Source organism: Fibrobacter sp. UWT3 (assembly GCF_900230125.1).
Taxonomy (GTDB): Bacteria; Fibrobacterota; Fibrobacteria; order Fibrobacterales; family Fibrobacteraceae; genus Fibrobacter.
Window position 1 is genome coordinate 1,336,292 of record NZ_OCSS01000001.1, and the last position, 22,883, is coordinate 1,359,174.

The 22,883-nt window shown below is 55.4% G+C and carries 21 protein-coding genes; 6 read left to right on the plus strand and 15 right to left on the minus strand.

Translation table 11 applies throughout. From position 1 onward, the window contains the following. Nucleotides 1-67: 67 nt before the first annotated feature. The 7 genes from CRO08_RS05735 to hisS all read right to left on the minus strand — a co-directional run bounded on the left by CRO08_RS05735 (nt 68) and on the right by hisS (nt 10,711). Complete coding sequence (locus CRO08_RS05735) at nt 68-1,699, minus strand: glycosyl hydrolase family 5 (protein WP_097035391.1); 1,632 nt, start codon at nt 1,697-1,699, stop codon at nt 68-70. A 201-nt stretch (nt 1,700-1,900) separates the two neighbouring features. After that, nucleotides 1,901-3,346 (minus strand): class I SAM-dependent RNA methyltransferase, encoded by a 1,446-nt coding sequence (locus tag CRO08_RS05740; protein WP_097035392.1) that lies wholly within the window; start codon nt 3,344-3,346, stop codon nt 1,901-1,903. A gap of 27 nt (nt 3,347-3,373) precedes the next feature. Next, nucleotides 3,374-3,946, minus strand: coding sequence for a hypothetical protein (locus CRO08_RS05745; protein WP_097035393.1), 573 nt, complete (start codon nt 3,944-3,946; stop codon nt 3,374-3,376). A gap of 99 nt (nt 3,947-4,045) precedes the next feature. Further along, nucleotides 4,046-5,896, minus strand: a complete 1,851-nt coding sequence (locus CRO08_RS05750; RefSeq protein WP_097035394.1) for an MBOAT family protein — start codon at nt 5,894-5,896, stop codon at nt 4,046-4,048. An 84-nt stretch (nt 5,897-5,980) separates the two neighbouring features. Continuing rightward, nucleotides 5,981-7,723: a GDSL-type esterase/lipase family protein gene (locus tag CRO08_RS17300; protein WP_254794604.1), complete on the minus strand. Its 1,743-nt coding sequence runs from the start codon at nt 7,721-7,723 to the stop codon at nt 5,981-5,983. Beyond that, a complete protein-coding gene (locus CRO08_RS05760; protein WP_097035395.1) occupies nt 7,720-9,324 on the minus strand; it encodes a hypothetical protein in 1,605 nt (534 codons plus the stop codon). The genes CRO08_RS17300 and CRO08_RS05760 overlap by 4 nt, the downstream gene beginning before the upstream one ends. Before the next feature lie 61 nt (nt 9,325-9,385). Beyond that, complete coding sequence (gene hisS / locus CRO08_RS05765) at nt 9,386-10,711, minus strand: histidine--tRNA ligase (RefSeq protein WP_097035396.1); 1,326 nt, start codon at nt 10,709-10,711, stop codon at nt 9,386-9,388. A gap of 91 nt (nt 10,712-10,802) precedes the next feature. Between hisS and CRO08_RS05770 the strand changes: the two genes are divergently transcribed. Continuing rightward, a complete protein-coding gene (locus CRO08_RS05770; RefSeq protein ID WP_097035397.1) occupies nt 10,803-12,704 on the plus strand; it encodes a CBM35 domain-containing protein in 1,902 nt (633 codons plus the stop codon). A 3-nt stretch (nt 12,705-12,707) separates the two neighbouring features. Here the strand turns inward: CRO08_RS05770 and CRO08_RS05775 are convergent, their stop codons facing one another. Both CRO08_RS05775 and CRO08_RS05780 read right to left on the minus strand, forming a co-directional pair. Next, entirely contained in the window at nt 12,708-13,229 is a 522-nt protein-coding gene (locus CRO08_RS05775) for a hypothetical protein (RefSeq protein WP_097035398.1), read from the minus strand. 15 nt (nt 13,230-13,244) lie between these two features. After that, entirely contained in the window at nt 13,245-13,490 is a 246-nt protein-coding gene (locus CRO08_RS05780) for a hypothetical protein (RefSeq protein WP_097035399.1), read from the minus strand. Nucleotides 13,491-13,783: 293 nt separating this feature from the next. Between CRO08_RS05780 and CRO08_RS05785 the strand changes: the two genes are divergently transcribed. The 5 genes from CRO08_RS05785 (at nt 13,784) to CRO08_RS05805 (ending at nt 16,521) form a co-directional block, all read left to right on the plus strand. Next, a complete protein-coding gene (locus tag CRO08_RS05785; RefSeq protein WP_097035400.1) occupies nt 13,784-14,065 on the plus strand; it encodes a toxin in 282 nt (93 codons plus the stop codon). After that, nucleotides 14,058-14,396: a hypothetical protein gene (locus tag CRO08_RS05790; RefSeq protein ID WP_097035401.1), complete on the plus strand. Its 339-nt coding sequence runs from the start codon at nt 14,058-14,060 to the stop codon at nt 14,394-14,396. The genes CRO08_RS05785 and CRO08_RS05790 overlap by 8 nt, the downstream gene beginning before the upstream one ends. Before the next feature lie 28 nt (nt 14,397-14,424). Beyond that, on the plus strand, nt 14,425-15,300 hold the full coding sequence (locus CRO08_RS05795) for a sugar phosphate nucleotidyltransferase (protein WP_255252249.1): 876 nt from the start codon (nt 14,425-14,427) through the stop codon (nt 15,298-15,300). 69 nt (nt 15,301-15,369) lie between these two features. Then, nucleotides 15,370-16,143, plus strand: a complete 774-nt coding sequence (locus CRO08_RS05800) for an RNA methyltransferase (protein ID WP_097035402.1) — start codon at nt 15,370-15,372, stop codon at nt 16,141-16,143. Nucleotides 16,144-16,146: 3 nt separating this feature from the next. Then, nucleotides 16,147-16,521: a hypothetical protein gene (locus CRO08_RS05805; RefSeq protein WP_097035403.1), complete on the plus strand. Its 375-nt coding sequence runs from the start codon at nt 16,147-16,149 to the stop codon at nt 16,519-16,521. Nucleotides 16,522-16,538: 17 nt separating this feature from the next. Here the strand turns inward: CRO08_RS05805 and CRO08_RS05810 are convergent, their stop codons facing one another. From CRO08_RS05810 to CRO08_RS05835, 6 genes are read right to left on the minus strand one after another with little or no spacing between them, the layout of a single operon-like run. Beyond that, on the minus strand, nt 16,539-17,981 hold the full coding sequence (locus CRO08_RS05810) for an NADH-quinone oxidoreductase subunit N (protein WP_097035404.1): 1,443 nt from the start codon (nt 17,979-17,981) through the stop codon (nt 16,539-16,541). 3 nt (nt 17,982-17,984) lie between these two features. Beyond that, on the minus strand, nt 17,985-19,523 hold the full coding sequence (locus CRO08_RS05815; protein WP_097035405.1) for a NuoM family protein: 1,539 nt from the start codon (nt 19,521-19,523) through the stop codon (nt 17,985-17,987). A gap of 7 nt (nt 19,524-19,530) precedes the next feature. Further along, nucleotides 19,531-21,486, minus strand: coding sequence for an NADH-quinone oxidoreductase subunit L (nuoL, locus tag CRO08_RS05820; protein WP_097035406.1), 1,956 nt, complete (start codon nt 21,484-21,486; stop codon nt 19,531-19,533). Beyond that, complete coding sequence (gene nuoK / locus CRO08_RS05825; RefSeq protein ID WP_072812009.1) at nt 21,479-21,784, minus strand: NADH-quinone oxidoreductase subunit NuoK; 306 nt, start codon at nt 21,782-21,784, stop codon at nt 21,479-21,481. The genes nuoL and nuoK overlap by 8 nt, the downstream gene beginning before the upstream one ends. After that, entirely contained in the window at nt 21,784-22,407 is a 624-nt protein-coding gene (locus tag CRO08_RS05830) for an NADH-quinone oxidoreductase subunit J (RefSeq protein WP_255252250.1), read from the minus strand. The genes nuoK and CRO08_RS05830 overlap by 1 nt, the downstream gene beginning before the upstream one ends. After that, nucleotides 22,407-22,883 (minus strand): 4Fe-4S binding protein, encoded by a 477-nt coding sequence (locus CRO08_RS05835; RefSeq protein WP_097035407.1) that lies wholly within the window; start codon nt 22,881-22,883, stop codon nt 22,407-22,409. Before CRO08_RS05835 ends, CRO08_RS05830 begins: the two co-directional genes overlap by 1 nt.

Sequence of the window (22,883 nt, forward strand, 5' to 3'; positions counted from 1 at the left end):
CTTCGGTGTGACAATGAAAAAAAGACCCCGGCACAGCCGAGGTCTTTTAAACATGGGGTAATTACGATTAGTACCTGTCTTTCAGCACCTGCGGGCATTCCACTTCGACGTAGTTGTGCTCGGGGTTGCCTGCCGAATGCAGGTAATCTACGAGGAACATGCAACCCTTCTTGGCTTCGCTGTCGTTCGCGAATACGCTGTTGCACTTTTCAGTAAGGCAACTTGCGTACTTGCTTGCATTATAGTTATTTGCCTTTTCGCAGTCGCTGAGGAGGCCGCCGTACTGTTCGCCTTGAGCGCCCCAGCCCATGCTGGCGCATCCGTTGAATATGCCGACGCCGCCACCCGGAATCATGATGTCGAACTGGCCCTGAGCCACGTCACCGCCGATGTTCGTTGTCATGATGATGAGCTTCTTGCCCTTGATTGCCTTGGTGTTGGCGTTAGTGGAGTTGTAGTGGCCTTCGCCGGTAAACGTGAGCTGGTAGCACTTGCCGCAGGAACCGCCGTCACTTGCCGGTACAGCGGCGAATGCGAAGCCCATGTCGGAACAGCCGTCAATGGTGAACGGAATCTGGCTTGTGCAGGCCATCATCGAACCGCCTGCGCAAACACTTCCTGCACCCCAGTCCTTGCTTTCGGTCTTGCCCTTGTTTGTGCACTGCCTGGAGTAGTAAGAGGTGTTTGCTTGAACAGAGCAGTGGGGCTTGCAGCAGTCCCAGTAACGGGTGGCCCAGCCGGATCCGGTTTTGCCGCCGTTCTTGACAACGATGTTCGGGCATCCGCCGGTCAACGGCTGCTGCGAGCTGCTGGACTGAACCTGCTGGCTGCTGGAAGACTTCGCGCTGCTAGAAGATTTGGCGCTAGAGCTGGACTTAGCGCTGCTCGAGGATTTTGCGCTGGAGCTGGACTTTACGCTGTTAGAGGACTTGGGTGCGGTGCCTGCGCCCATGTCCTTGCAATTCTTACCGTTCGGGTCGTAATAGCAGTTCAGTTCGCAAGACTTGTCGTAGGCGTACTGTTCGTCGTGCGGACCCTTGAGGCTTTGGTAGTAGGCAACGCATGAGCCCGACGGTGCATCGAGGCACTGTCCGTCACAATTTGTGTTGGCGGGGGTCGCGGAAGACTTCGGCTGCTCCTGCTTGGCAGAGGAGGAAGACTTGGGCTGCGGCTGGACGGCGGAGGACGTCGGCTGTTCGGGGTTGATCGTTGCGGAAGATTCCGGGATGACCGGAGTATCCGAACTGGTAATTACCGGGTCCGGGGTGACCGGAATCGGGTCTTCGCCACCCTGGAAACCGGGATCTGGTTCTACGGGCGTGACGATGGGGTTGCCCGCCAGGTCCGTAATAGTGCCGTCGGGGTTGATAATCGTCTGGTCCGGGGTAAGTACCGAGAGCTGAGAGAGGTCCGGGATGGATGCAATGGGTGTTGCAGATACATCGTAAACGACACCAGATGCCGGGTCGTATGAGCCGACGGGGTTCCCGGCCTTGTCTGCAACGTAGAACCCTGCTTCGGTCGGCGTGATGATGTAGGTCTGGTCGCCTTCGAAAATCCAGCTAGGGATAGTGACGGCAGCAAACTGGTCGGCACCCGGCTGAACTACCGGGGTGCTGATATTGTCGTCGTTGGTGCAGTTCCACGCAAACACCAGTGCGCCTGCAACAATCAAAGACTTGAAAAACGGAACTTTCATAATTTACCTCGTTATTTGCCCAAACATTCACGCCAAAAATATATTTATATGGCTGATTTGCGATGTAAAAATTTGGTTAGAGTGATGTTTATCAAGACAAAGTGTTCCCTAGGTGTTCCTTATTTCGGGAGTGTATATTTTTCGTAACGGATGCGGGAATTTTCGTATCGGAAAATGAGTTCTTGAGGGCCGAAAAATGGCCTAGATTTGGGCGATGAATGCACCCAGGCCGAGGCCGCCGTGGCTTGTGGCGATGCGCCTTGCGGAGGGGTTGCGCTGCGGGTCGAGCGCTGGGCATTCGCGCAGGAGGTTCGCGGTGCAGGTGAACTTGCTGCCGGGGCGCGGGTCGTCGTTGGGGGCGAGGATGGCGACGGTCAGTTTTTTGCCGAAGGGTTCGAGTTCGCGGGCGAGTTCCGCGAGCTTTTTGCCGATGCGGGTGTAGAGTGCGGGTGCGTCGAAGTCGAGGCGCTTGCCGTACGGCGGGTTCAGGACGATGACGGGTTGTGTATCGTTGTCGCTGGCGGCGTGTTTATCGCGGGTCGCGTGTTTATCTTTATCGCTGGTCGCGGGGATGCTGGCGTTATTTCGGGCACAGCATGCATCGGCGATTTCTTGCGCGGTGTAGGTGAAGAAATCGTGGACTTGCGGGTTGACTTGCACGCCGGGGCTGCATTCTACGTTGTGACGGATGATGTTTACGGCGTGTTCCGAGATGTCGCTGGTGATGATTTTTGCGATTGGACACACTTGCGCTTCGCGCTTCGGTGTGACGATGGTGGCATCGCGCTTCGGTGTGACGTCTGTAGGCACTTGTTTTTTCTTGTTGTCATTCCGCAGCCCCGTAGGGGCAAGTGAATCCATAGAAGAAACAATATGCTTCCAGGTGGCGGGCTTGAATGCGGGCTGGTGCTTGAGTGCGAAGTCGCGGCACTTGCCGGGGATGAGCCCGCTTGCCATGTAGGCGGCCTCGAGACTGAACGTGCCGCTGCCTGCCATCGGGTCGATGAGGGCGATGTGGAATGTGGAATGTGAAATGTTGGATGACTCGGAGGAGGAGATAGAAATGGCTTCGAAGAGCATCGCGGCGGCGATGGTTTCCTTGAGTGGGGCGTCGTTCACGAACCGCTCGTGTCCGCGCTTGTACAGCTCTTCGCCCGCGAGGTCGAGCCAGAGGGTGCATCGGTCGTCGATGAGCGTGACGTAGAGGTATTGCGGGGTGCTCGGGGAGGGGAGGAACTTGCCGATGCGTTCCGCGACGGCATCGCTATGGTAGAGCCGCGAATGCTTGCAGGTGACGTGGATGTCGACTTTTTCCGTTCCGCCGTCGTCCAGGAAGAGCTCCCAGGGAACTTCTGCGGTCTTTTTCTCGAGCTCGCGGAAGTTCTCGGCCTTGAAGTCGGCGATGTGCATCAGGATGCGGTTCGCGATGCGGCTGTAGGCCGCTATTTTCCAGGCTTCCACGAGTTTCTCGGTGAATTCGACCTTGCCGTCCCCGACGACGTGGAAAGTAACAGAATTTTGCATCTCGCGGACAAGCGTCTGTTCGAAACCAAGCGGGACAACGGCCAAGAAGCGGTGAGGTTTTCCGATAACCTGCCGCTTTAATCGCTTTTCAAATGCAGAATTTTTTTCCGGGGTGCTGTCCACGGATTCAAATATAGGTTTTATGGACGGCTATTTAAGGGAATCGCAATCGGCAATATATTCATTGACTCTTTCGAGGGCGTTTTTGAATGAACTGCGCTTGAGCTCGTCTGCTTTCAGGAGGTTGTTGATGTACTGGTCGTCAACGATAACTTCATCGGAATAGGAACTACAGGGAATGACGCCGTAGTCCAATGCGCCTGCAGAAATCAGGTATTTGGCGGACTTGTAGCAGTTCCTTATGCTATCGGAAAGGGCTGCGCCTTTGGGACTTTCCAGAAATTCTTCTATTCTGTTATCTACAACGCCTCCAGCCTCAAATTCGCCATCGTCCCCAATATAACTGGTGTATTCCGAAGGTCCTGCGGCTAAAATTCCTGCAATGCAAGCCTTATATCCCGATACGGTCGTTCCTCTTAATCCGGTCGTGTCGGGCTTTTCCAGCTTTGAAAGCTCCTTCTCGATATCGATGAAAGTGCGGGGCTCGTTTGACGCGGAAATGTCTTGTGTGGCGCTGGCGGTGTCGCTGTCACAAGCGGTCCACAGGAACGCCGTAGACGAAATGAAGAGTTTTCCCAAAAATTTACGCACTCTTTTGTTCATGCTTTAAATATAAACTAAGAGATGAACGAAGAGTGTAAAAAAGAGTAAAATGCAAATTCTTGTGATTTTTCCTAACCACTAACCACTGCGGCTTCGCCGCTAGAATTGGAAATAAATGAACGGGCAGCTGTCCGCGCTCATGAACTGGTAGATGACGAAGATGATGAACGCCGTGGAAAGCACCATCAGGGGGATGGGCTGCGAGGCGAACATGATGCGGTATCGGCTTTTCCATTTCTTGGGAATCCAGTGGATGAGCATGCCCGCGATGAACACGAGGATGATGTTGATGTGCTGCCAGGCGATGGTGCCGATGGTATCCCATTTCCAGGCGGAACCCATCTGGTTCACCATGTTCTTTGCCGTATTCCAGGCGACTTCATTCGCTTCGGCGGGGTCGAGGTTCGAGCCTGCGCGGAAGAAGAGTCGCGTGAAGGTGATGAACACGAAGGTGAGGGTCACGTTCCATGCCACGTAGAGCCAGTGGAAGGTTTTCTGGCTGAAGAGGCGGAATATCATCACGGCGTAGATGCCGACGAACAGCACGCCGAACCACACGGCTGTAATCGCGCAGATGGGCAGGTGGTAGTTCTTGTAGACGATGGCGCTCACCGCGAACAGCAGGAGGGCTGCCGAGGCGCGGAAGGTGATGCTCCGCTTGACCCAGATCTTGTTGAACACCTGGCCGAAACCATTGAGGCCGCCCCAGATGATGAAGTTCCAGCTGGCACCGTGCCACCAGCCGCCTACGATTTGCGTGGCCATGGCGTTCATGTTGGTGGTGATGAACTTGCGGGAATCGGGCTTGAAATACGCGTAAATGGAAATGTAGAGGAACAGCGCGATGAGGGCGACGGCTACCCACACGCTGCCCGAAAGCATGATGGCCACAAGGCTCAGGAAGCCCATCCAGAAGAACGTGCCGAGAGTTGCGTTGCGGTTACCGCCCAGCGGGATGTACAGGTAATCGCGCCACCAGCTGGAAAGCGAGATGTGCCAACGGCGCCAGAATTCAGTGGGGGAGAGAGCCTTGTAGGGGCTGTTGAAGTTCTGCGGCAGGCGGAAGCCCATGAGGAGTGCAACGCCGATGGCGATGTCGGTATAGCCCGAGAAGTCGGCATAAACCTGCAGGGAGTAGGCGAAGAGCGCGATGAGGTTCTCGAGGCCCGTATAGAGTAACGGCTGGTCGAACACGCGGTCCACGAAGTTTGTCGCGAGGTAGTCGCTCAGGATAATCTTCTTGCCGAGGCCGTTCAGAATCCAGAATACGGCGATGCCGAAGGTGCGGCGCGGGAGAAAGTACGGCTTGTAGAGCTGCGGGACGAACTTGTCGGCGCGCACGATGGGGCCCGCGACGAGCTGCGGGAAGAACGAGAGGTAGAAACCGAAGTTGAGGATGTTCGTGACGGGCTTGATTTTACCGCGGTAGATGTCGATGCAGTAGCTCATCGCCTGGAACGTGAAGAACGAGATACCCACGGGCAGAATGATGGTATCGACGAGCGAGTGCGTGTTGAACAGCTTGTTGCTTGCGGCGGCAAAGAAGTTGTATACATGCAACTCGATGCCGGTAAAGTCGTAGAGGGCGTCGAGGAAGAAGTAGGAATACTTGTAGTAGCAGAGGACGAGCAGGTCGATGATGACGACGATAATCATCAGGAACTTCTTTTTCCAATGCGCCTGCGCCTTCTCGATCCACTTGCCGATAAAGAAGTTCGCGACTACGCAGAAGAGGAGAATGCAGACGTAGCTGCCGCTTGTCTTGTAGTAGAAGAAGAGGCTTGTCGCAAACAGGAATGCGTTACGGAGCAAAAGCTTCCTGTGGACGAGCGAGAAGACGGCGAATACGACTGCGAAGAAACCCCAGAAGTAGAACTGCGTAAAGAGTAGCGGGCTGTTCGGGTCGAAAGCAAACGTGCGTGTGAGGTAAGGTATTATGTAGTCAAGCATTTGTTCTAGAGGGTGCAAAACCTAGTGTTTATTGTCATCCCCGGCGCCTGTGGTGAGCGAGGTCGAACCATGGCCGGGGATCTTTTATTTTTTCTTTTTTTCCTCCTCCTTCTTCGGAGTCGGTTCGAGGGCAGGGAGGTTCGCGATGTGTTCCTGGTAGGCGTCGATGAGCGCCTTGTAGAACATGTCGCCGAGCAGGTGGTAGCCCGCCATGTTGAAGTGAATCTTGTCCTTTTTCGCGAGGCTTGCCTTTTCCCACTTGGCCATGGAACCGAGGCCCCCCATCAGGGAGAACTTGTCCCAAACGCCGGCCTTGTGCTTTTCGGCAAGCAAGAAGAACGCCTTGCGGGCCTGTTCGCCTACGGGGTGCTGCACGTAGCGGCGCTTGCGCACCTTGCGGTACATGTCGTTGTTTGTCTCGAAAATGAACGCGGCATTCGGGTTCACGCGCCGTATGCGCTCGATAAGGATGTCGTAGTTGTTGCGGAAGGTCTTGTCGTCGAATTTCTCGACGTTCGCGTCGTTGATGCCTATCGCAAATATCACGAGGTCGGGCTTGAGGAAGGCGAGTTCCTTCTCGAACAGCGGGCAGGTTTCTTCGAAGTAGTGCGCAATACGTGCGCCGTTGATGCCCACGTTCGTGTAGACGATGCCCGGGTAGTCGGATTCCGAGATGACGCCCGTCATGGTGAAGCGCGGGCGCGTGAAGGAGAGCGTTTCGGAAAGCGCGACGAGCGAATCGCAGATTGCCTTCTGCAATGTGTCTGCGATGACGGTAGAATCCGCAGTGCGGGTGGAGTCGCCTGCGAGCGAGGAATCGCGGGCGGCGGTGTCACGCGCGGCCGTAGAGTCGGCCTGCCTGGCGGAATCCAGGAAGACGCGGCATGCGGCGAGCAGGTCGTTCTTGGGTTCTTCCTTCTCGAGGCAGGTCGTATCCAAGATGTCGCAGTTGCCCTGGAACATGGAATCCGCGGAGGCTTCCTGATTCTCGGGAAGCGCGTTCTTTTTTGCGGTGCTGTCTGCGGTAGAATCTGCGTTAAGCGTGTCTAGGCTTGCGCGGTAGATGGAATCTTGTACAAGCGAATCGACGAGATACTGCGCGACCTTTGCCTGGAGGGCGGTATCGGACCAGCGGAAGGCAAAATGGAGCGTGTCTATCGGGCGGGGGCTCTTGAACACGTAGCTCTGCGTGGCGGAATCGCGTACACCCTTGATATCCACCGAATCGACTACGAGTACGGGGACGACGTTGTTGCTGTCGCTGTACCCGAAGAGGCGGAACTTTGTTTCGGCGTAGACCGGAGCGGAGTTGTACTTGTCGAGCAATAGCGTGAATTCGGCGCGCGGGTCTGACGTGCTGACGGCAATCCCGAGGAGCCCGAGCGGTTTCTTGACTTCGCGGAGCACGTTCTTGCTCATGTCCCAGATGCCCTTGTACTGCGAGCCGTAGCTGGAGGGCGTGTTGGTGCGGGCGGCAGAATACGGGAAAACGAACCCGCGGCCTGCAGAGGCACCCGGGTATTCCTTCACGAGGTGCTCGCGGATACGGCCCGATATGACGTCGGCTTGGATGTGCGAACCGCCGATGTGCAGGATGTTGACCTTGCCCTTGTTCTCGAACACGAGCGAATCCATCTTCTGGAAGAACGGCTCGAACGATTCCTTGCCGCTCGGGAACTGTATGATGTTGAGCGTAGAATCGATGAAGTCGTATTTGGTAAAGTCGACGATGTAGCCTGCGGGCGTAGAGACCGGAGGTGCTGCGAAAAGCGCAGTTGCCGAGATGGCGAATGTCAGGATGCCGAGTATGCGCGAAAGTCCTTTCATTGAGCGGCCTCCGCCTGGGGTGCAGTTTCTGCAGCCGGAACTTGTTCTGCGGGCTGTGCGCTTTCTGCGGTCTCCGCCTTGAGCTTTTGGATATCCTTCAACTTCGCGTCGTCAATCTTGTGCTTGTCGCGGAACTTGAAGTAGTCATAATGCATGCGCAGCGCATTGCAGAAGAGTTCACCCATGTAGGCGGCACCCCTGCGGCTGAAGTGGATGTAGTCGGCACCGGCGAGCGGCGGGGACTGCTTGACCCACTTGCGCATGGAGCCTTCTCCGCCCATCACGCGGTACATGTCCCAGTAGGCGGCACCGTTCTCGAGTGCTACTTCGCGGAGGAACTCGATGGTGGGCAACAGGCCGGGGTAGCTCTTCATTTTGCCGTCTATCTGGCGTGCCATGTCGGCGGGGCCGATAAACAGGATGTCTGCATCGGGGTTTGCATTCTGGATGGTCTGGATTTGCTTCGCGATGAGGTTCTTGTTGTATTCGATGTTGCTCTTGTTGATGCTCGGGACGAGGTTTCCGCCGTATTCCATGATGATGAGGCGGGCGTTCATCGCCTTGAACGATTCGGCGAGGAGTTCCTTGTCCATGCGGCTGAATACCGTGCCCGAACTGCCGCGCATGGCGACGTTATCGACTGCGACACCGTATGGGCCGTCGACAGAGACGGAGTAGATTTCTGCGTTGCCGGAGAGGTACACCTTCGCGTTAGACGTGGTGTCGGGGAGTTTCCACGTGAACACGCGGAGCTTGTTGAATTTTTCGTCCGTGGGGGCGGGGGCGTCCACAAATTTCTTCTTGCGCTTTTCCTTGTCGGTGCCTTCGTTTTCGATGACTGTGGCTTCGTAGGCGAGGCGAACCCTTAGGTTGCCGCGCCTGCTGGCGAGAACCTTGATGGTGCCGTAGCCGCCCACGTGCGTGAACTTGCCATCCTTGTCTTCGCGTTTCTTGATGCCGATGACGGCGCTACCCTGCAACTTGCTGACCTGCGCGAGCGGGCCGTAGCGGTTGTGGTCGGCGCGGTCCTCTTCGGTCCCGAACATGATGAAGCGGGTGAGGTCGCCGTTGTTCCATACGCTTGTTGTCTGCGACGGGATGTTCAGCACCGCGGGGAGCATGCCCGGGCCGCCACCGCCGAATTCCTTCTGCAGGTCTTCGCGGATGGTGGAGGATATGCGGTCTTCTTCGAGCTGCGAGTCGCCGTAGTGCATGATATGCACGATGTTCGAATCGATCTTGGCGAGTTCCAGGTGCAGGAACAGGCGGTCAAACCATGTGGGGTCGTTGTTCGGCAGGTCGAACCTGTTGCGCCCGTTCTTGAAGAAGTCCTCGTAGAATTTTAGCGAGTCGGAGAATGCCGCGAGTTCCTTCGCCTGCGTGGCCGCCATCATTTCCTCTATAGCCTTCTGCGGGTCGGTCTCGGCGTTGTCTTCTTCGGCGACGGCATTGGGGTCCTGCTTTTCAAAGATGTCCGTGAGGGCCGGGAACCTGAAGGTGGTGTCTGCAATGGTGATGCCGCTTGCCGGGTAGAGCCACGCCATGAGGCCTAGCACGACGAACAGGCTTAAAATGCTGAGGAATGTTTTGAAAGGCGTCATGAATTTTTCCCCCTGTCATCCTGGAGCCACGTAGTGGCGATAGGATCAACCGGGGATCTCCTTATGCGTTCTTGGATTCGATAACTTTCTTGCTGCGTTCAACGATGGCGTCTACGTTTCCGACGAACATTTCGCCGGTGCGCATGTCCTTGTATTCGAATTCATCTTCGGCGGCCTTGGAACCGTCTACGTACACGACGATTTTAGCGCCTTGATAGTTGGCCTGGTCAAGTTGCTTGCCCATCTTCATGGCGGCGAGCGGGTGAGCGACCGAGAACGGCTTGGCGTTCGTGTTACCTGCGGCGTTGCGGAATACCTGGGCGGTTTCGAACACCTTCTTCATGTCGTTTGTAAAGCTTGCGATGTAGAAGTCTACGCTTTGCTTCGGGCTCGGGAGCAAGTTGTGTTCGGCGAGCAAGTCTGCGAGCACCACGTCGCCCATGCCAAAGCCAACGCCTGGAATGCGTTCGCCACCGAGCTTTTCGGTGAGGCTGTCGTAGCGGCCACCGCCAGCGATAGCGCGCATGGATTTACCCTTGTCAAACACTTCGAATACGATGCCGGTGTAGTAGGCGAGGCCGCGAACAATGGAGAGGTCCAGGTTCACGCATTCGCCGTAGCCTGCTGCGGTAAGCGTTGCGAACAGGTCTTCAATTTCGGCGAGGGCGGCAGTCGCGTTTTCGCTATGCACCTTGGCCTTGACTTCTTCGATGCTCTTGCAGCTCATGAAGTCGTCGAGCTTTTTCACCTGGTCTTCGCTGAGACCTGCATCGGCCAGAGCCTTGGCGAATGCTTCGGGCCCGATTTTCAAGCGACGGTCAAGCACCGGGTAAACGAGCGCCGGATTCGGGGCGCCGATTTCTTCGAGGTAGGTGGCCAAAAGTTTGCGGCTAGAGACGCCGATCGCAAATTCGCCGTCCTTGAGGCCGAACTTGCGGAGCATGGTAGCAATGGCTGCCATCAGGTCGGCTTCGGCGTAAATGCTTTCGGTACCGATAATATCCATGTTCAGCTGGAAGAATTCGCGGAGGCGGCCCTTCTGCGCCTTTTCGTAACGGAACAGGCGCGGCATGCTGAACCACTTGAAAGGCTTCTTGAGTTCGCGGGCCTTCTGGATTACGAGGCGGGCGAGCGTCGGAGTCATTTCGGGGCGGAGTGCGATTTCGCGGTCGCCCTTGTCTTTAAAGTTGTAAAGCTGGCTTACGATTTCTTCGCCGGACTTGCCTGTATAAAGCTCCAGATGTTCAAACATCGGGCCTTCGTATTCTTCGTAGGCAAAAGATTCGGCGACGCTACGCCAGGTGTCAAAAATGTAATTCTGGATGCGCTCGGCTTCCGGGTAAAAATCGCGCGTGCCCTTGGGCAGCTGGGGGATAGAAATGCTCATAGTGTCACACAATTTAGAAATTTTTGCGAAATATTTGCACAAGCGCGTTCAAGGATGTATATTCATAGGTTGAAAAGAAAGGAAGGTGTTTATGGAAAAATCTTTCGTTAAGGCTGTGCGCATTATTTGCGCTTCTGCGCTTGTTTCTTCTACGGCGGTATTTGCCAACCAGGTCAATGTTTCTACCGTTGCCGACCTCACTTCGGCGACGCTTGGCGCGAAGGCGGGCGATACCATCTGGGTTGCCCTGGGCAAGTATGAACTGCCCACATCCAACTGCAAGAACGACAAGTTCGTGAACGAGACTGGTCGCGACTGCGGCCTCATCTGGCTCGGTGCCGATGGCACGAAGGCCAATCCCGTTGTCCTTGCCGGTTCGGATCCAAAGAATCCTCCGGAGATTTTCAGTTCCGATTACAAGCACAACTACGGCATTCACGTAACGGGAAATTACGTTATCCTAAAAAATCTGAAAATCCATTCCTTCAGCAAGGGCGTGGTATTCGACAATTCCGTCGGTGCTTTGATGGAAGACTGCGAGGTGTACCACACGGGAAACGAGATTGTCCATGTTCGCGATTCCAGCCAACAGGTGACACTGAACCGCAACTTTATCCACGGTTCTGGCTATGAAATTGCCAAGTACGGTGAAGGCATCTATGTCGGAACCTACAATACGGGGTGGGCCTCTTCCCAGCAGGCCGACAGGGATGCTGGCTTTTGGGGGACTGACGCCTCACAACATCGCTATAGCGGCTATGACTGGCGCGTGAACGATACGAAAATCACATGCAACATCGTCAGCGGGACTACGGCCGAGAACATCGACGTGAAGGAAGGAACGGTCAGGGGATTTGTCCAGGGCAATATGTTCATTGGGGACAGTCTTGATTACAACGGCGAGGTGTCCTATGACGACGCAAATATCGACATGAAGGGCGCTTCTTGGACTGTTACCGGAAACTACTTCTATAATTCCAAAAAACAGGGGCTGCCTTATTACAATCCTCATTTCAACTATTTTGTGGAAGAAGTGGTGATGCCGTCAAACGGGAATAAGGCTGGGAGTAATATTGAAAAATACGAGAAAGCTGTTGGCTACGTGGTCAGCGTCGACAAATACGCACAGAAAGGCTGGTGCGACGACAGCGGCACCGACAAGAACGATTGCGTAGAGAGCAAAAACACCGTGGTAGAGGAAATACGGGAAGTTCGCAATGACTGCGAGGAGCTTTTCAAGATTCCGGAGTCCAGCATCGTATATTTGCCGGGATTTGCGCCGCCGTCCAGCGCGTCGGTTAATCCATCCAGTTCCTCGGTCAGCCCGTCCAGTTCTTCGGCGGGGAATGAATCCTATGAGGCCGTGCGCTACGAGGCGGAGGCCGCGACTTGCACCGGGTGCACTGAGAAGACGAATGATGCGGCATCGGGAGGCAAGTACATGCGTACTGAAACGACGGGCAACATCACGTTCAATATCAGTGTCCCTGCGGCCGGGCAGTATGAGGTTGTAATCCGTTTCAGCAACACCGCTTCAAACGCCAAGACTCAGGATATTCATGTAAACGGGACGAAGGTCAAATCCCAGGAATTCCCGGTAACGCTTGAAGGGAACTTGGGCGGAGCCGCCGCTGCCTTTGAGGATATGCCCGTGCAGGTGACGCTCAACGCGGGGGCCAATACCTTCGCCATCATCAAGAACTGGGGGCATGTGGACGTGGACTATATCGAGGTGAAGGTGCCTGGTGGGTCTACGCGGGTTGCGGGCTTTTCGCCTGTGGCGGGTGCAAAATTCCATGTGCAGGTGTCGGGTTGCAACGTTCACGTATCGGGAACGGACGGCGCTCCTGTCGCTATCATGGATATGCAGGGCAGGGTGCTGCACTCTGGCTATATGCAGGGGCGGCGCGGGCTCGATTTCCAGGTGGAACGGGCCGGCTCGTATCTTGTGCGCGCAGGTTCGGCGGTGTATCGCGTGAATATTGCCCGGTAGCCCCTAGACAAATAAAAATGCAAGTGCTGAAATGAATGTTGCAAAAAGGACTAGACCCTTGTAGTTTCGTTCTTTTATACAACGGTAGCCGTACTTGAATGGTGCCAGATAATAGAATTGCAACTGCGTTTTGAACATAGAAACAAGGTCGTTTTTAGTGTCATCCCGAGGATTCCTTTTTTGCTCGCTGTCGTGCATAAATCCCAAGACCCCTAAAAAGGGAATGCATATTAAAAAAACGAATGCAACAAAATAAGTGGAATTGAAGTTTATTATATCCGGATATTCGGCAATAAATGCATTTCTCGCTATTACGGTAAGGCTTGTGATTCCTATTATGAATAAAATAAGCGCTGCGACATAGCGCTTGGAATACAGTCGTGTCTTGAGCGGGAGTTTTTTTTCGTCGATCTCGACTGGCTCATCTTTTTCGTTAGAAGATTCTTTATGAGGCTTTGACGCTCCGCACCAAGGGCAGCGGGGCTCGTAGTAATTGTATTGTTCACCACAGTTCGGACAGAACATTGTTGAATAAACAACTTACTTTAGGAAGTTGTCCATAGATTTGACTTGTTTTTCCATTACATCAACCATTCTGTCTGTAGTTGATTTTTCGTGAATGAAAATAGCAACACCTAGCATGGTAGAAATAGCCATCAAGACACAGATAAAGATGATCACCTTTTGCATGAATTTTTCTTGGTACCAATGAGATGGAGGCTGACTTGGTTGATTGGGCTGCTGCTGAGTACCAGATCCCATTTTTCTTAGTTCATCCATGTTCATGGTAAACCTCGTTGCGTTTCTTTGAAATTTAAAACTTATCTCGGCTCATAAAGAGCAACTGTAATATCTATCTTTTGAATATACATTTTTTGAGTGCGTTCGCAAGCGCTATGTAAAAATTTCTTGGGCCCCTTGCCAGATTTTTTATTTTTAGGTACATTAATGCCCGAACGCATCTTGCTATGGAAAGGCAAGGTGCGTTCTTTTTTTTCTGAATTTTAGATGAAAGGGAGCGCCTCTAAAGATGTATTGACAAATGTATTACATTTTGATATATTAAGAGAGGTTGTTAAATGGAGATTGATTTCGAGTGGGACTTGAAAAAAGCCGAGAAAGTGCTCGCAGAAAGAGGTATCAGGTTTGAGGACGTTGAAGGCGAAGTCAGGGCCGACAGGTTCATTGATGTAAAGGTCAAGAACCAGAAGGACCATCCTGACCAGAGAATGTTCGTGGTAAGGATTGACGATTATGCCGTTTGCGCCCCATATGTGAAGGTCGGTAAGAACAGGGCAAGGCTGGTGACGGCATTCAAGTCGAGAGTTTTTAACAAGGAAAAGGAGTCTGGTAATGGCTAGAAAGTTTATCAACAAGCCGTTTGATGATGATGAGCGTTCTCTCATGGAATCCGTGGAAAACGGTGATTTTGAGGTTGTGTCCAGGGAAGAGACGAAGGCCTTTTTCGATTCGTCGCTGACGGTGCGCTCTGCCAAATTTAGGGCGACAGCGAAAAAACCGTACACATTCCGTTTGCATTCCGGGGCAGTGGATGCAATTCGCGAGTATGCAAGCGCCCGAGGAGGTCATTACCAGACGCTCGTGGATGATGCCCTTGTAGAACTTGCAGTAAGGCTTGTGGCTGAAATGACTACGAAAAAACAAAGACCTCAAAGAATAAAACCAAGGTAAAATTGGGCGTTTTTCTACATTTGAGGCAATGGAAAACTGTTCCCTGAATGTCTTGATTCTGGCGGCGGGGCTCGGGACGCGGCTTCGCCCGCTCACGAACGATGTGCCCAAGCCGCTCGTGCCCGTGGTGGACGCTTCGATTCTCGATTTGCAGGCCCGGAAGGCGCGTGCGATTGGCGATGTGCGCCTGCATGCGAACGCGCATTACCTGGCAGAACAGGTGGTCGCGGCGGGCGAGACTCTCGGATTCGAGAAAGTTTGGGTGGAACAGCCCGAAATCCTTGGGACGGCGGGGCCGCTTCACCGCATTTATGTTGCGGGTTACCGCGGTGGCCTGCTCGTGATGAACGGCGACGCCTACTGCAGTTTTGACCTGAAGAAGTTTGTGGAAAGCGCCGTGTCGCGGGCATCTTTAGAAAACGGCCCGCAGGTAGCGCTCCTTGCGGTGGACTTCCCGCAGGTGAACACCTTCCGGGTGGGCGCTGACGGTCGCTTGGCGGGCATTGCCGGGCGGTTCGGCGCTACGGAAGGCACGCCCGCGACGTTCTCGGGTGTGTCGTGGTACAGCGACGCGGCCCTCTCGCGCATTCGGGAAGGCGAGTTCGATATACGTGAATTCTGGAAGCAGGAAATTGCCGCAGGCCGCGCGCCCTTCGTGGATATGAGCCAGCTGAACGCCACCTGGATAGACATGGGGTCGCCCGAGGGCTTGATGCATGCGGTGGAGGCGCGCCTGAAGGAACTGGGCCGAGACCCGAACGATGCCGTCGTCGTGCCCGGCGTGGAACTGCCCGCAGGCGTGAAAATCTGGCATTCCGTCATTTATGCCGGCGCGGAAATCCTGCCCGGCGAAACGATTGAAAACGAGATTCGCGGGAAAGGTTTTAATTGGAAAATTAACTAAGGTGTCATCCTGAGCGGAGGGCGCAGCCCGTAGTCGAAGGATCCAGGAAGATTTTTAAGAGTTTTGATTATGCGTAAATTTAGAGTCGTACTTGTTGAACCGGAACATCCCCATAACGTGGGCTTTGTCGCGCGCGCCATGCACTGCTATGCGTTGCCGGAACTGTATATCGTCTACCCGAAGCGCGACAAGGTGATTGAAAATTCCTACCACACGGCGGCAAACAGCCACGATATTCTAGACAATGCCCATGTGGTCCACAGGTTTGAAGACGCCATCGGCGACTGCTCCTGCGCGGTCGCGTACAGCCGTCGCATTTTCGCGAGTTCCATCAAGCATACGATGGTGCAGAAACTGTCGGAATTGCTTCCCGAAGACGGGACGATTGCGCTCGTGTTCGGGCGAGAATCCTGCGGGCTTGAGCTCGAAGAGGTGAACGCCTGTACGTACCAGTGCGAAATCCCGGTGCCGGGACTCATGAGCCTGAACCTGGGGCAGGCTGTTTCCATTGGCCTGTATGAACTCTGCCGCAGCGGTGCGCTTGCGAACGGGGAAGGCCGTGCGAAGCGCGGAACGAAGGGTGCCTGCGAGACGGCTCCCGCGACAATCCAGCAGATTGACGGATTCAAGAAGTTCCTCGACCGCTATCTGACGGGGCAGTACCACGACCAGGCGTGGCGCGATAATTTCCTCAATACGCTCGTGCAGCGCCTGCACCCCACGCGCAACGAACTTTCGGCTCTCTTCGGGCTGTTGCGTAATCTTGCCGGCAGGCCCGCACGCCTCGAGCATGCCGCCGAGAAGGCAGAAAAGGCCGCCAAAGCTGCTGCGGAATCCAAATAAAAAATGGAAGTCGAATTCAACATTGCCGGGCGAATTCTGGACAAGGACGGCACTCGCATCATCTCGCTTGCCGAAATCCTCGCGTCGCCCATCGTGAAGGTTGGTGCCGGTTTCGGAACTTCGGGAGCCGCGAATGTTGCCGCTGACCTTACCGAAGACATGCTTGCTGCCTACTGCAAGGCGGAATCCGAAAAACACGCCAGCAAAGTCTACGTGTGGAAAGACCGCGAAGAGTACGGCAACGCGAACGTGTTCAACGGCGGTTCCGATTACGAGGTCGTGAACGAAATTTGCTTCCTGTGTATCTATGACTGCGGAAACGAAGTGGCCCGTGAAACTACGGACCACTGGAACGAAAAGATTGACGCGGTCATATAGCCGCGAAAATCCCTAGACTAGAAGTTGAATCCTGCGAAGACGTTGTTGCTCAGGAACGGCAGGAATCCGAGAATCACCACCATTACGGAGAGGAGTATGATGACGCCGCGTTGCCTCTTGGTGAGGCGTAGCGGGGTCAGGTGTCCGTCGGGTTCGTCCACCCAGGCGCTCTTGATAAGCTGGATGTAGTAGAACAGCGCGAGCACGTTGTTCAGGACGGCAAAGGCGACAAGCATGTAGTGGCCGGTAGAAGCGCCGCAGAAGAACAGATGGAATTTGCCGAAGAAGCCGGCAAGCGGGGGGATGCCCGCAAGGCTGAACATCGAGATGGCGAGCGCGATGGCGAGGTTCACGTCTTGCTTGGAAAGCCCGCGGAGGGACGCGAACGTTTCTTCGCGGTGGTGCCCGATGATGCCGAAGATAAAGAACGCGAGGTAGTTCGATACGGCATACACGAACAGGTAGTAGATGATGGCCGTCTTCGCGGTCGCCTCTGGCCCGAGGAGCGCTACCATGATATAGCCCGCCTGCGCGATGGAACTGTAGGCCATGAACCTGCGGAGCCTGCTCTGCTTGAGTGCGCCGAGGTTACCCACGAAGAGCGTGGTGCCGGCAAGGAGCGCGATAAGCGGGTTGATCTTGTCGATAACGGGCTGGAGCGGGCCGAAAACGAGCACGGCGAGGAAGGCGATGGCGGTCGCCTTGGAGGTAACGGAAAGTACTGCCGTCACGGGCGTCGGAGCGCCTTCGTAAACGTCCGGGGCCCAGGTGTAGAACGGGAACAGCGTGAGCTTGAATCCGATTCCGCAGAAGAGGAATAGCACGGCGACCCACAGGAGCGGGCTTGTGCCGGCGGCGACGGCGTTCTCGATTTCGGTAAAGTGGAGCGAACCGGCAAAACCGTAAAGGTAACTGAAACCGAAGAGTTCGAACGCCGTGGCGACGGAGCCCATCAATATATACTTGGTAGCGGCTTCGCTCCCGAGCTGGTCCTTCTTGTTCCATGCGGTGAGAGCGTACATCGGGATGGTCGCGATTTCGAGCCCGAGGAAGAGCGTGAGCATGTCGCAGGCCGAAACGACCGTAAACCCGCCGAATGTCGCGAACGCGATTGCGCCGATGAATTCTGCAATCTGGTGCATTTGCGGCTTGCCGTCTGCACCGTGCTCGAAGTAGTCCTTCGCGAACCAGATTCCGAGAATTGCCGAAACCATGAGCACTTCGCGCATGAGCACGCCGAAGTCATCGACGCGCCAGTTGGTAATGAAGAACCTGCCTTCGCCTGTGGCAATCGGGATGAGGTTCAACAGTACGAATATGGCGATGAACCCGATGTTCGCGATGCGCCAGGGCACCTTGGATTGCGCACTGCAGAAAAGCCTGCTCCCGATGACGATGAACGGGAAAATGAGCAGGAGAATGTCGGGTACGATAAAGCCGGGAATATTGAAATCAAACATGTGTTAACCTCCAATCCCGCTGGTGACGGGCTGGGTGGCCGCAGAAATCTTTGCAAATATCGGTGCGATGCTCTGGTCGAGCAGGTCGGCGAACGGACCGGGGCAAACGCCTATGAACAGGAGGCACGCGACGAGCACGACAATGACGAGCTTCTCGCGTAAGCAGCCGTCGGTAAGGCCCTCGTACTTTTGCGGGAGCGGCCCGTGCAGCATGCGGTTCGCCGTCTGCAATATGTAAACGGCAGTCGTCGTGATGCTCAGGATGGCAAGTATGGTCACGATGCGCGTGAGGGTCGATTCCTGCTGGAACGCGCCGATAAAGATGTTGCTCTCGGCGATGAACCCGCTGAACCCGGGAAGGCCGAGGCCCGCGAAGCCCGCAATCACGAATCCGACGCCCAGGAAGGGCATCTTGCGCATGATGCCGCCCATCTCGGTGATGTCGCGGGTATGCGTGCGTTCGTAGATCATGCCGATGGTCGCGAAGAAGAGCCCGGTCAGGAACCCGTGCGAAATCATCTGCAAACTAGCACCGCGCAGGCCGACCGGGGTCATAGCCGCAAGCCCGAGGAATATGAGGCCGAGGTGGCTGATGGAACTGTAGGCGGTTATGTACTTGAGGTCCTTGTGCCTAAGCGCAATGAAGGGGCCGAGAACCACGTTGAATATCAGGAGCGCCACCACGTAGGGGAGCCAGACCTTCGCCGCTTCGGGCATCAGGAACATGGCGACGCGCAGGCACCCATAGGCACCCATCTTCATCATCACGCCGGCCGCAAGCATCGAGACCGCGGTGGGGGCTGCGGAGTGGCCGTCCGGGCTCCAGAAGTGGAACGGGAACAGCGAACTCGAAACTGCAAATCCCATGAACATGAGCGGGAAGGCCCACATCTGGAATTCCATCGGGATGGTCGTCTTTGCGATTTCGATGAGGTTCCAGCTGTTTGCACCGCTTTCGAAGTAGAGCCCGAACAGGGTCGCAAGAATCATCGAGGAGCCGAACGCGAGCGTCAAGGTAAGTTTCTTGCCGCCGTAGTCCCTGCGTCCGCTGCCGTAGCAGGCAATCATCAGGTACATGCACAGCGCTTCCATCTCGTAGAACACGAAGAACAACACCAGGTCGAAACTCATGTACACGCCGTACACGCTCGTGGCGAGCAGCTGGATGAGCGCGAAGAATACCTTCTGGTTGCCCTTGATGTTGTAGCTTACCAGAACGCCGCCCCACACGATAAACGCCGTGAGCGCGAGCAGGAGGATGTTGAGGCCGTCCGCACCCACGATGTAGTGCGCGTTGAACATCGTAAGCCAGGGAATGTCGGTAAGGAATCGCAGCACGAGCGGGGAGGCCGCATCGCTTGCGGGTGTACCCGAAAGCATGAACACGCGGTAGGCGAGATAGCATACCATGAGGAGGACTGCGCTTGCCGATGCAGTGTGCAGACCGCGGAGCAACTTCGCGTGCGAGGCGGGAATCGGGATGCAGACGAGTACCGTTAAGAGCGGGATGACCCAGATGAGGTTGAAAAGCAGTATATCCATATTGCGCCTACAGGGGAAGTTGTCCGAAGAATCGCCAGATGAGGACGCCTACGATAAGCGTCCCGAGATAGAAGGGCAGGTAGCCCGCCTGTGCCGTACGTACAAGGTCGCCCAGCTTGTGGATGAACCAGATGCTGAACGCGAGCAGGCCCTCGATCACGTAGTCGTTGAATGCGCGTGATACGCGGGCGACACCGCCGAAAATAAACTGGCGGACGACGGTGTAGTACATCTCGTCGAAGTAGAACTTGTGGTAGATAATCTTGTATATGCCGCTGCGGTTCGTGTCGTCCAGAGCGCGCTGGATCTTTGCCTTCGGGCTTGCGTACAGGAACCACGCGATAAGCAGGGCCAGTACCGCAACGCCGATGGCGACAAACGGAATCCATTCCGCGTGGGCCAACTTGAGCATGGTCGGTACGTGCAGCTTGCCGGGGGTAAAGAAGTGCTCGAACAGGCCCTTCCCGAGGATACCCGAGAGGAGTGCCGGGATGGCGAGAATCACGACCGGGAGGGTCATGAAGAAATCTTCGTGCACGTGGCCCGCCTTGACGCCCTCATGGCGCGGTTCCCCGTGGAATGCGAGGAAGAACAGGCGGAACATGTAGAACGTGGTGAGCCCGCTCGTAAGGAGGGCGAGCGCGAATACCGCATAGTGCTGGCCCTGGAACGCGGCGAGTATGATTTCGTCCTTCGAGAAGAAACCGGAGAACGGCGGGATACCCGAAATCGCGAGAATCGAGATGAGCGCGCAGGCGTAGGTGAGGGGCATCTTCTTGCGGAGCCCGCCCATCGCGTCGAGGTCGTTCGTATGCACCTGATGGATGAGGCTACCCGCGATAAGGAAGAGGCTGCACTTGAAGAAGGCGTGCGTGAAGATGTGGAACGTGCTTGCGGTCCAGCCCGTAGTGATAATTGCCTGGCCAATCTTGCAGGCACCGAGCGCGAACATCATGTACCCGAGCTGCGAGAGCGTGGAGTAGGCGAGGATTCGCTTGATATCTTTCTGCGTGCAGGCGATGACGGCGGCGAACACCATAGTGAATGCACCCACCCACATGATGAGCGTGAGGGAATCGCCGCACACGGCGAAGAACGGGAAGAGCCGGGCGACCAGGTACACGCCCGCGACCACCATCGTGGCGCTGTGGATGATGGAGCTGACCGGAGTGGGGCCTTCCATCGCATTCGGGAGCCAGATATGCATCGGGAACATGGCGGATTTTCCCCAGCCGCCGGTAAATATGAGGATAGACCCGAGGATAAGCGCGCTGGACTTGCTCATGACGCAGATGCCCATGTCTATGGTCTCGTTGCGGAACGGGAACATCGTAAGCGAATTGATGGTCGTGAAGTCGAAACTCCCGACCACATAGCTCACGAGCACGATGCCGAGCAGGAAGAAACTGTCGGCGAAACGCGTGAGGATGAACGCCTGCTTGGAGGCGCTCACCGCCGAGGGCTTGTGGTACCAGAAACCGATAAGCAGGTAGCTGGAAACGCCCACCAGTTCCCAGAAGATGAACATCTGGAAGAGGTTTGTCGCGACGACGAGCCCGAGCATGCTGAAGCTGAACAGCGAGAGGAGTGCGAAGAAGCGCCCCATCGCGCGGTCTTCGCGCATGTAACCGATGCTGTAGATGTTCACCATGAAGCTGATGAAGGTTACTACCACGAGCATCATGACCGAAAGCGGGTCGATTAGCATGCCGATACGTGCGACAAGCTCGCCTGCGAACGGGATGAAGGAGTGGTCGAAAAGCACGACCTTCTGCGGGGCGACTACCGAGGTGAAATAGTGGAACGCGAGAATTGCCGCCGAAACAAACGCGAGACCGTTGAATGTGACGGCAAGGCCTGCCGCCGCCTTTGCGTTCTTGTTGCCGAGGAAAAGCCCGTTTATCGCGAAGGTGAGGAACGGCAGAACCAGAATGAGGTATCCGAGTGTAATATCGTTAATCATGGAGGTCCCTCAACTGGTCGGCGTCAAGGCTCTTGTGACGGCGGTACATGGTGACGATGATGGCAAGTGCGATTGCCATTTCGCAGGCCGTGACGGCGATGACGAAAATGCTGAACAGTGCACCGGCGGTAGCGTCGTGTGCGGTAAAGTATGCAAAACTAATGAAGTTGATATTCGCTGCGTTCAGCATGAGCTCGATGGAAATGAGCATGCCGATGAGGTGACGCCGGCGCATCAGGCCCCAGACGCCGATACCGAACAGTAGGAAAGCGAGGATAAGGCAGTTAAGAAGGTTCATTACTTGACCTCCTTTTGTTTAGAAGCGTTTTCGGCGGTCTCCATCTCGTCCTTGCTACGGCGGGCGACCGTGATGGCGCAGATAAGCGTCATCAGCAGGAGCACGCTCACCACCTCGAACGGGATAATGAACCCGCTCACGTCATAGCCGAGCAGGCGCAGGGCGAAATTTTCAAGGGAGGAGTATCCGGCGGGGGCGTTCACTGCGCCCGACGCGATTCCCGGTGTGGGCAAGATGCACTTGACCATCACGAACACGAACGCGATGGATAGCGCGAATGCGGCAAACACGCGCGGAATCTTTGTCGTGAAGGCGTCTTCACCCAGGTGGCTTGTCAAAAGAATCGTGAACACCACGAAGATGACGACACCTCCCACATAGACCATCACCTGCGCGAGCGCGATGAATTCGGCGTGCAGGAGCAGGTAGAGGATGGCGGTTGCCACGAAGCTAAAAATAAGGAACACGGCGCTCTGCAAAATGTTCTTGACGGCGACCGTAAAGACTGCGGTAACGAGCATCACGATGGCTACGGCATAGAACGCGAGATCCATGCCTCCCATGGGGAATGCAAACGGCAGGTCGGGCATCTGGAGCCCCGGAATTGACAGGTTCGGGAACATTAGCCTTGTCCCTCCTTCTTGTTCAATATCATTTCGAGCGTGTTCGGGTCGGTTGTCGCCACCTCGAATTCCTGGTTCATGCGGATTGCACCGAACGGGCACGCCTCTACGCAGAGCCCGCACTGGGTGCAGCTTGCGAAGTGGTACACGTAGCGTCCGAGTACCTTCTTGCCAGCAATGTTCTTGGTCGAAAGCACGTTGATGCTCGCATTCGGGCAGGCGCGTTCGCACATGCCGCAAGCGGTGCAGTGGTTATTGCCTTCCGCATCTTCAATCATCTCGAGCTTGCCGCGGTAGCGCGGGTGCATCTTGAGGGTCTTGCGGTTCTCGGGGTACTGCTCCGTGACAATGCGCCTCGGGTCAAAGAAATACTTGAGCGACACGGAAAGCCCGCACATCAGGCTCCACGGTCCGGTAATGCAGCGCTTGAGGTAGCGCTTGAAATACTGTACTAATGTAATGTTTTCTTGCTGCAT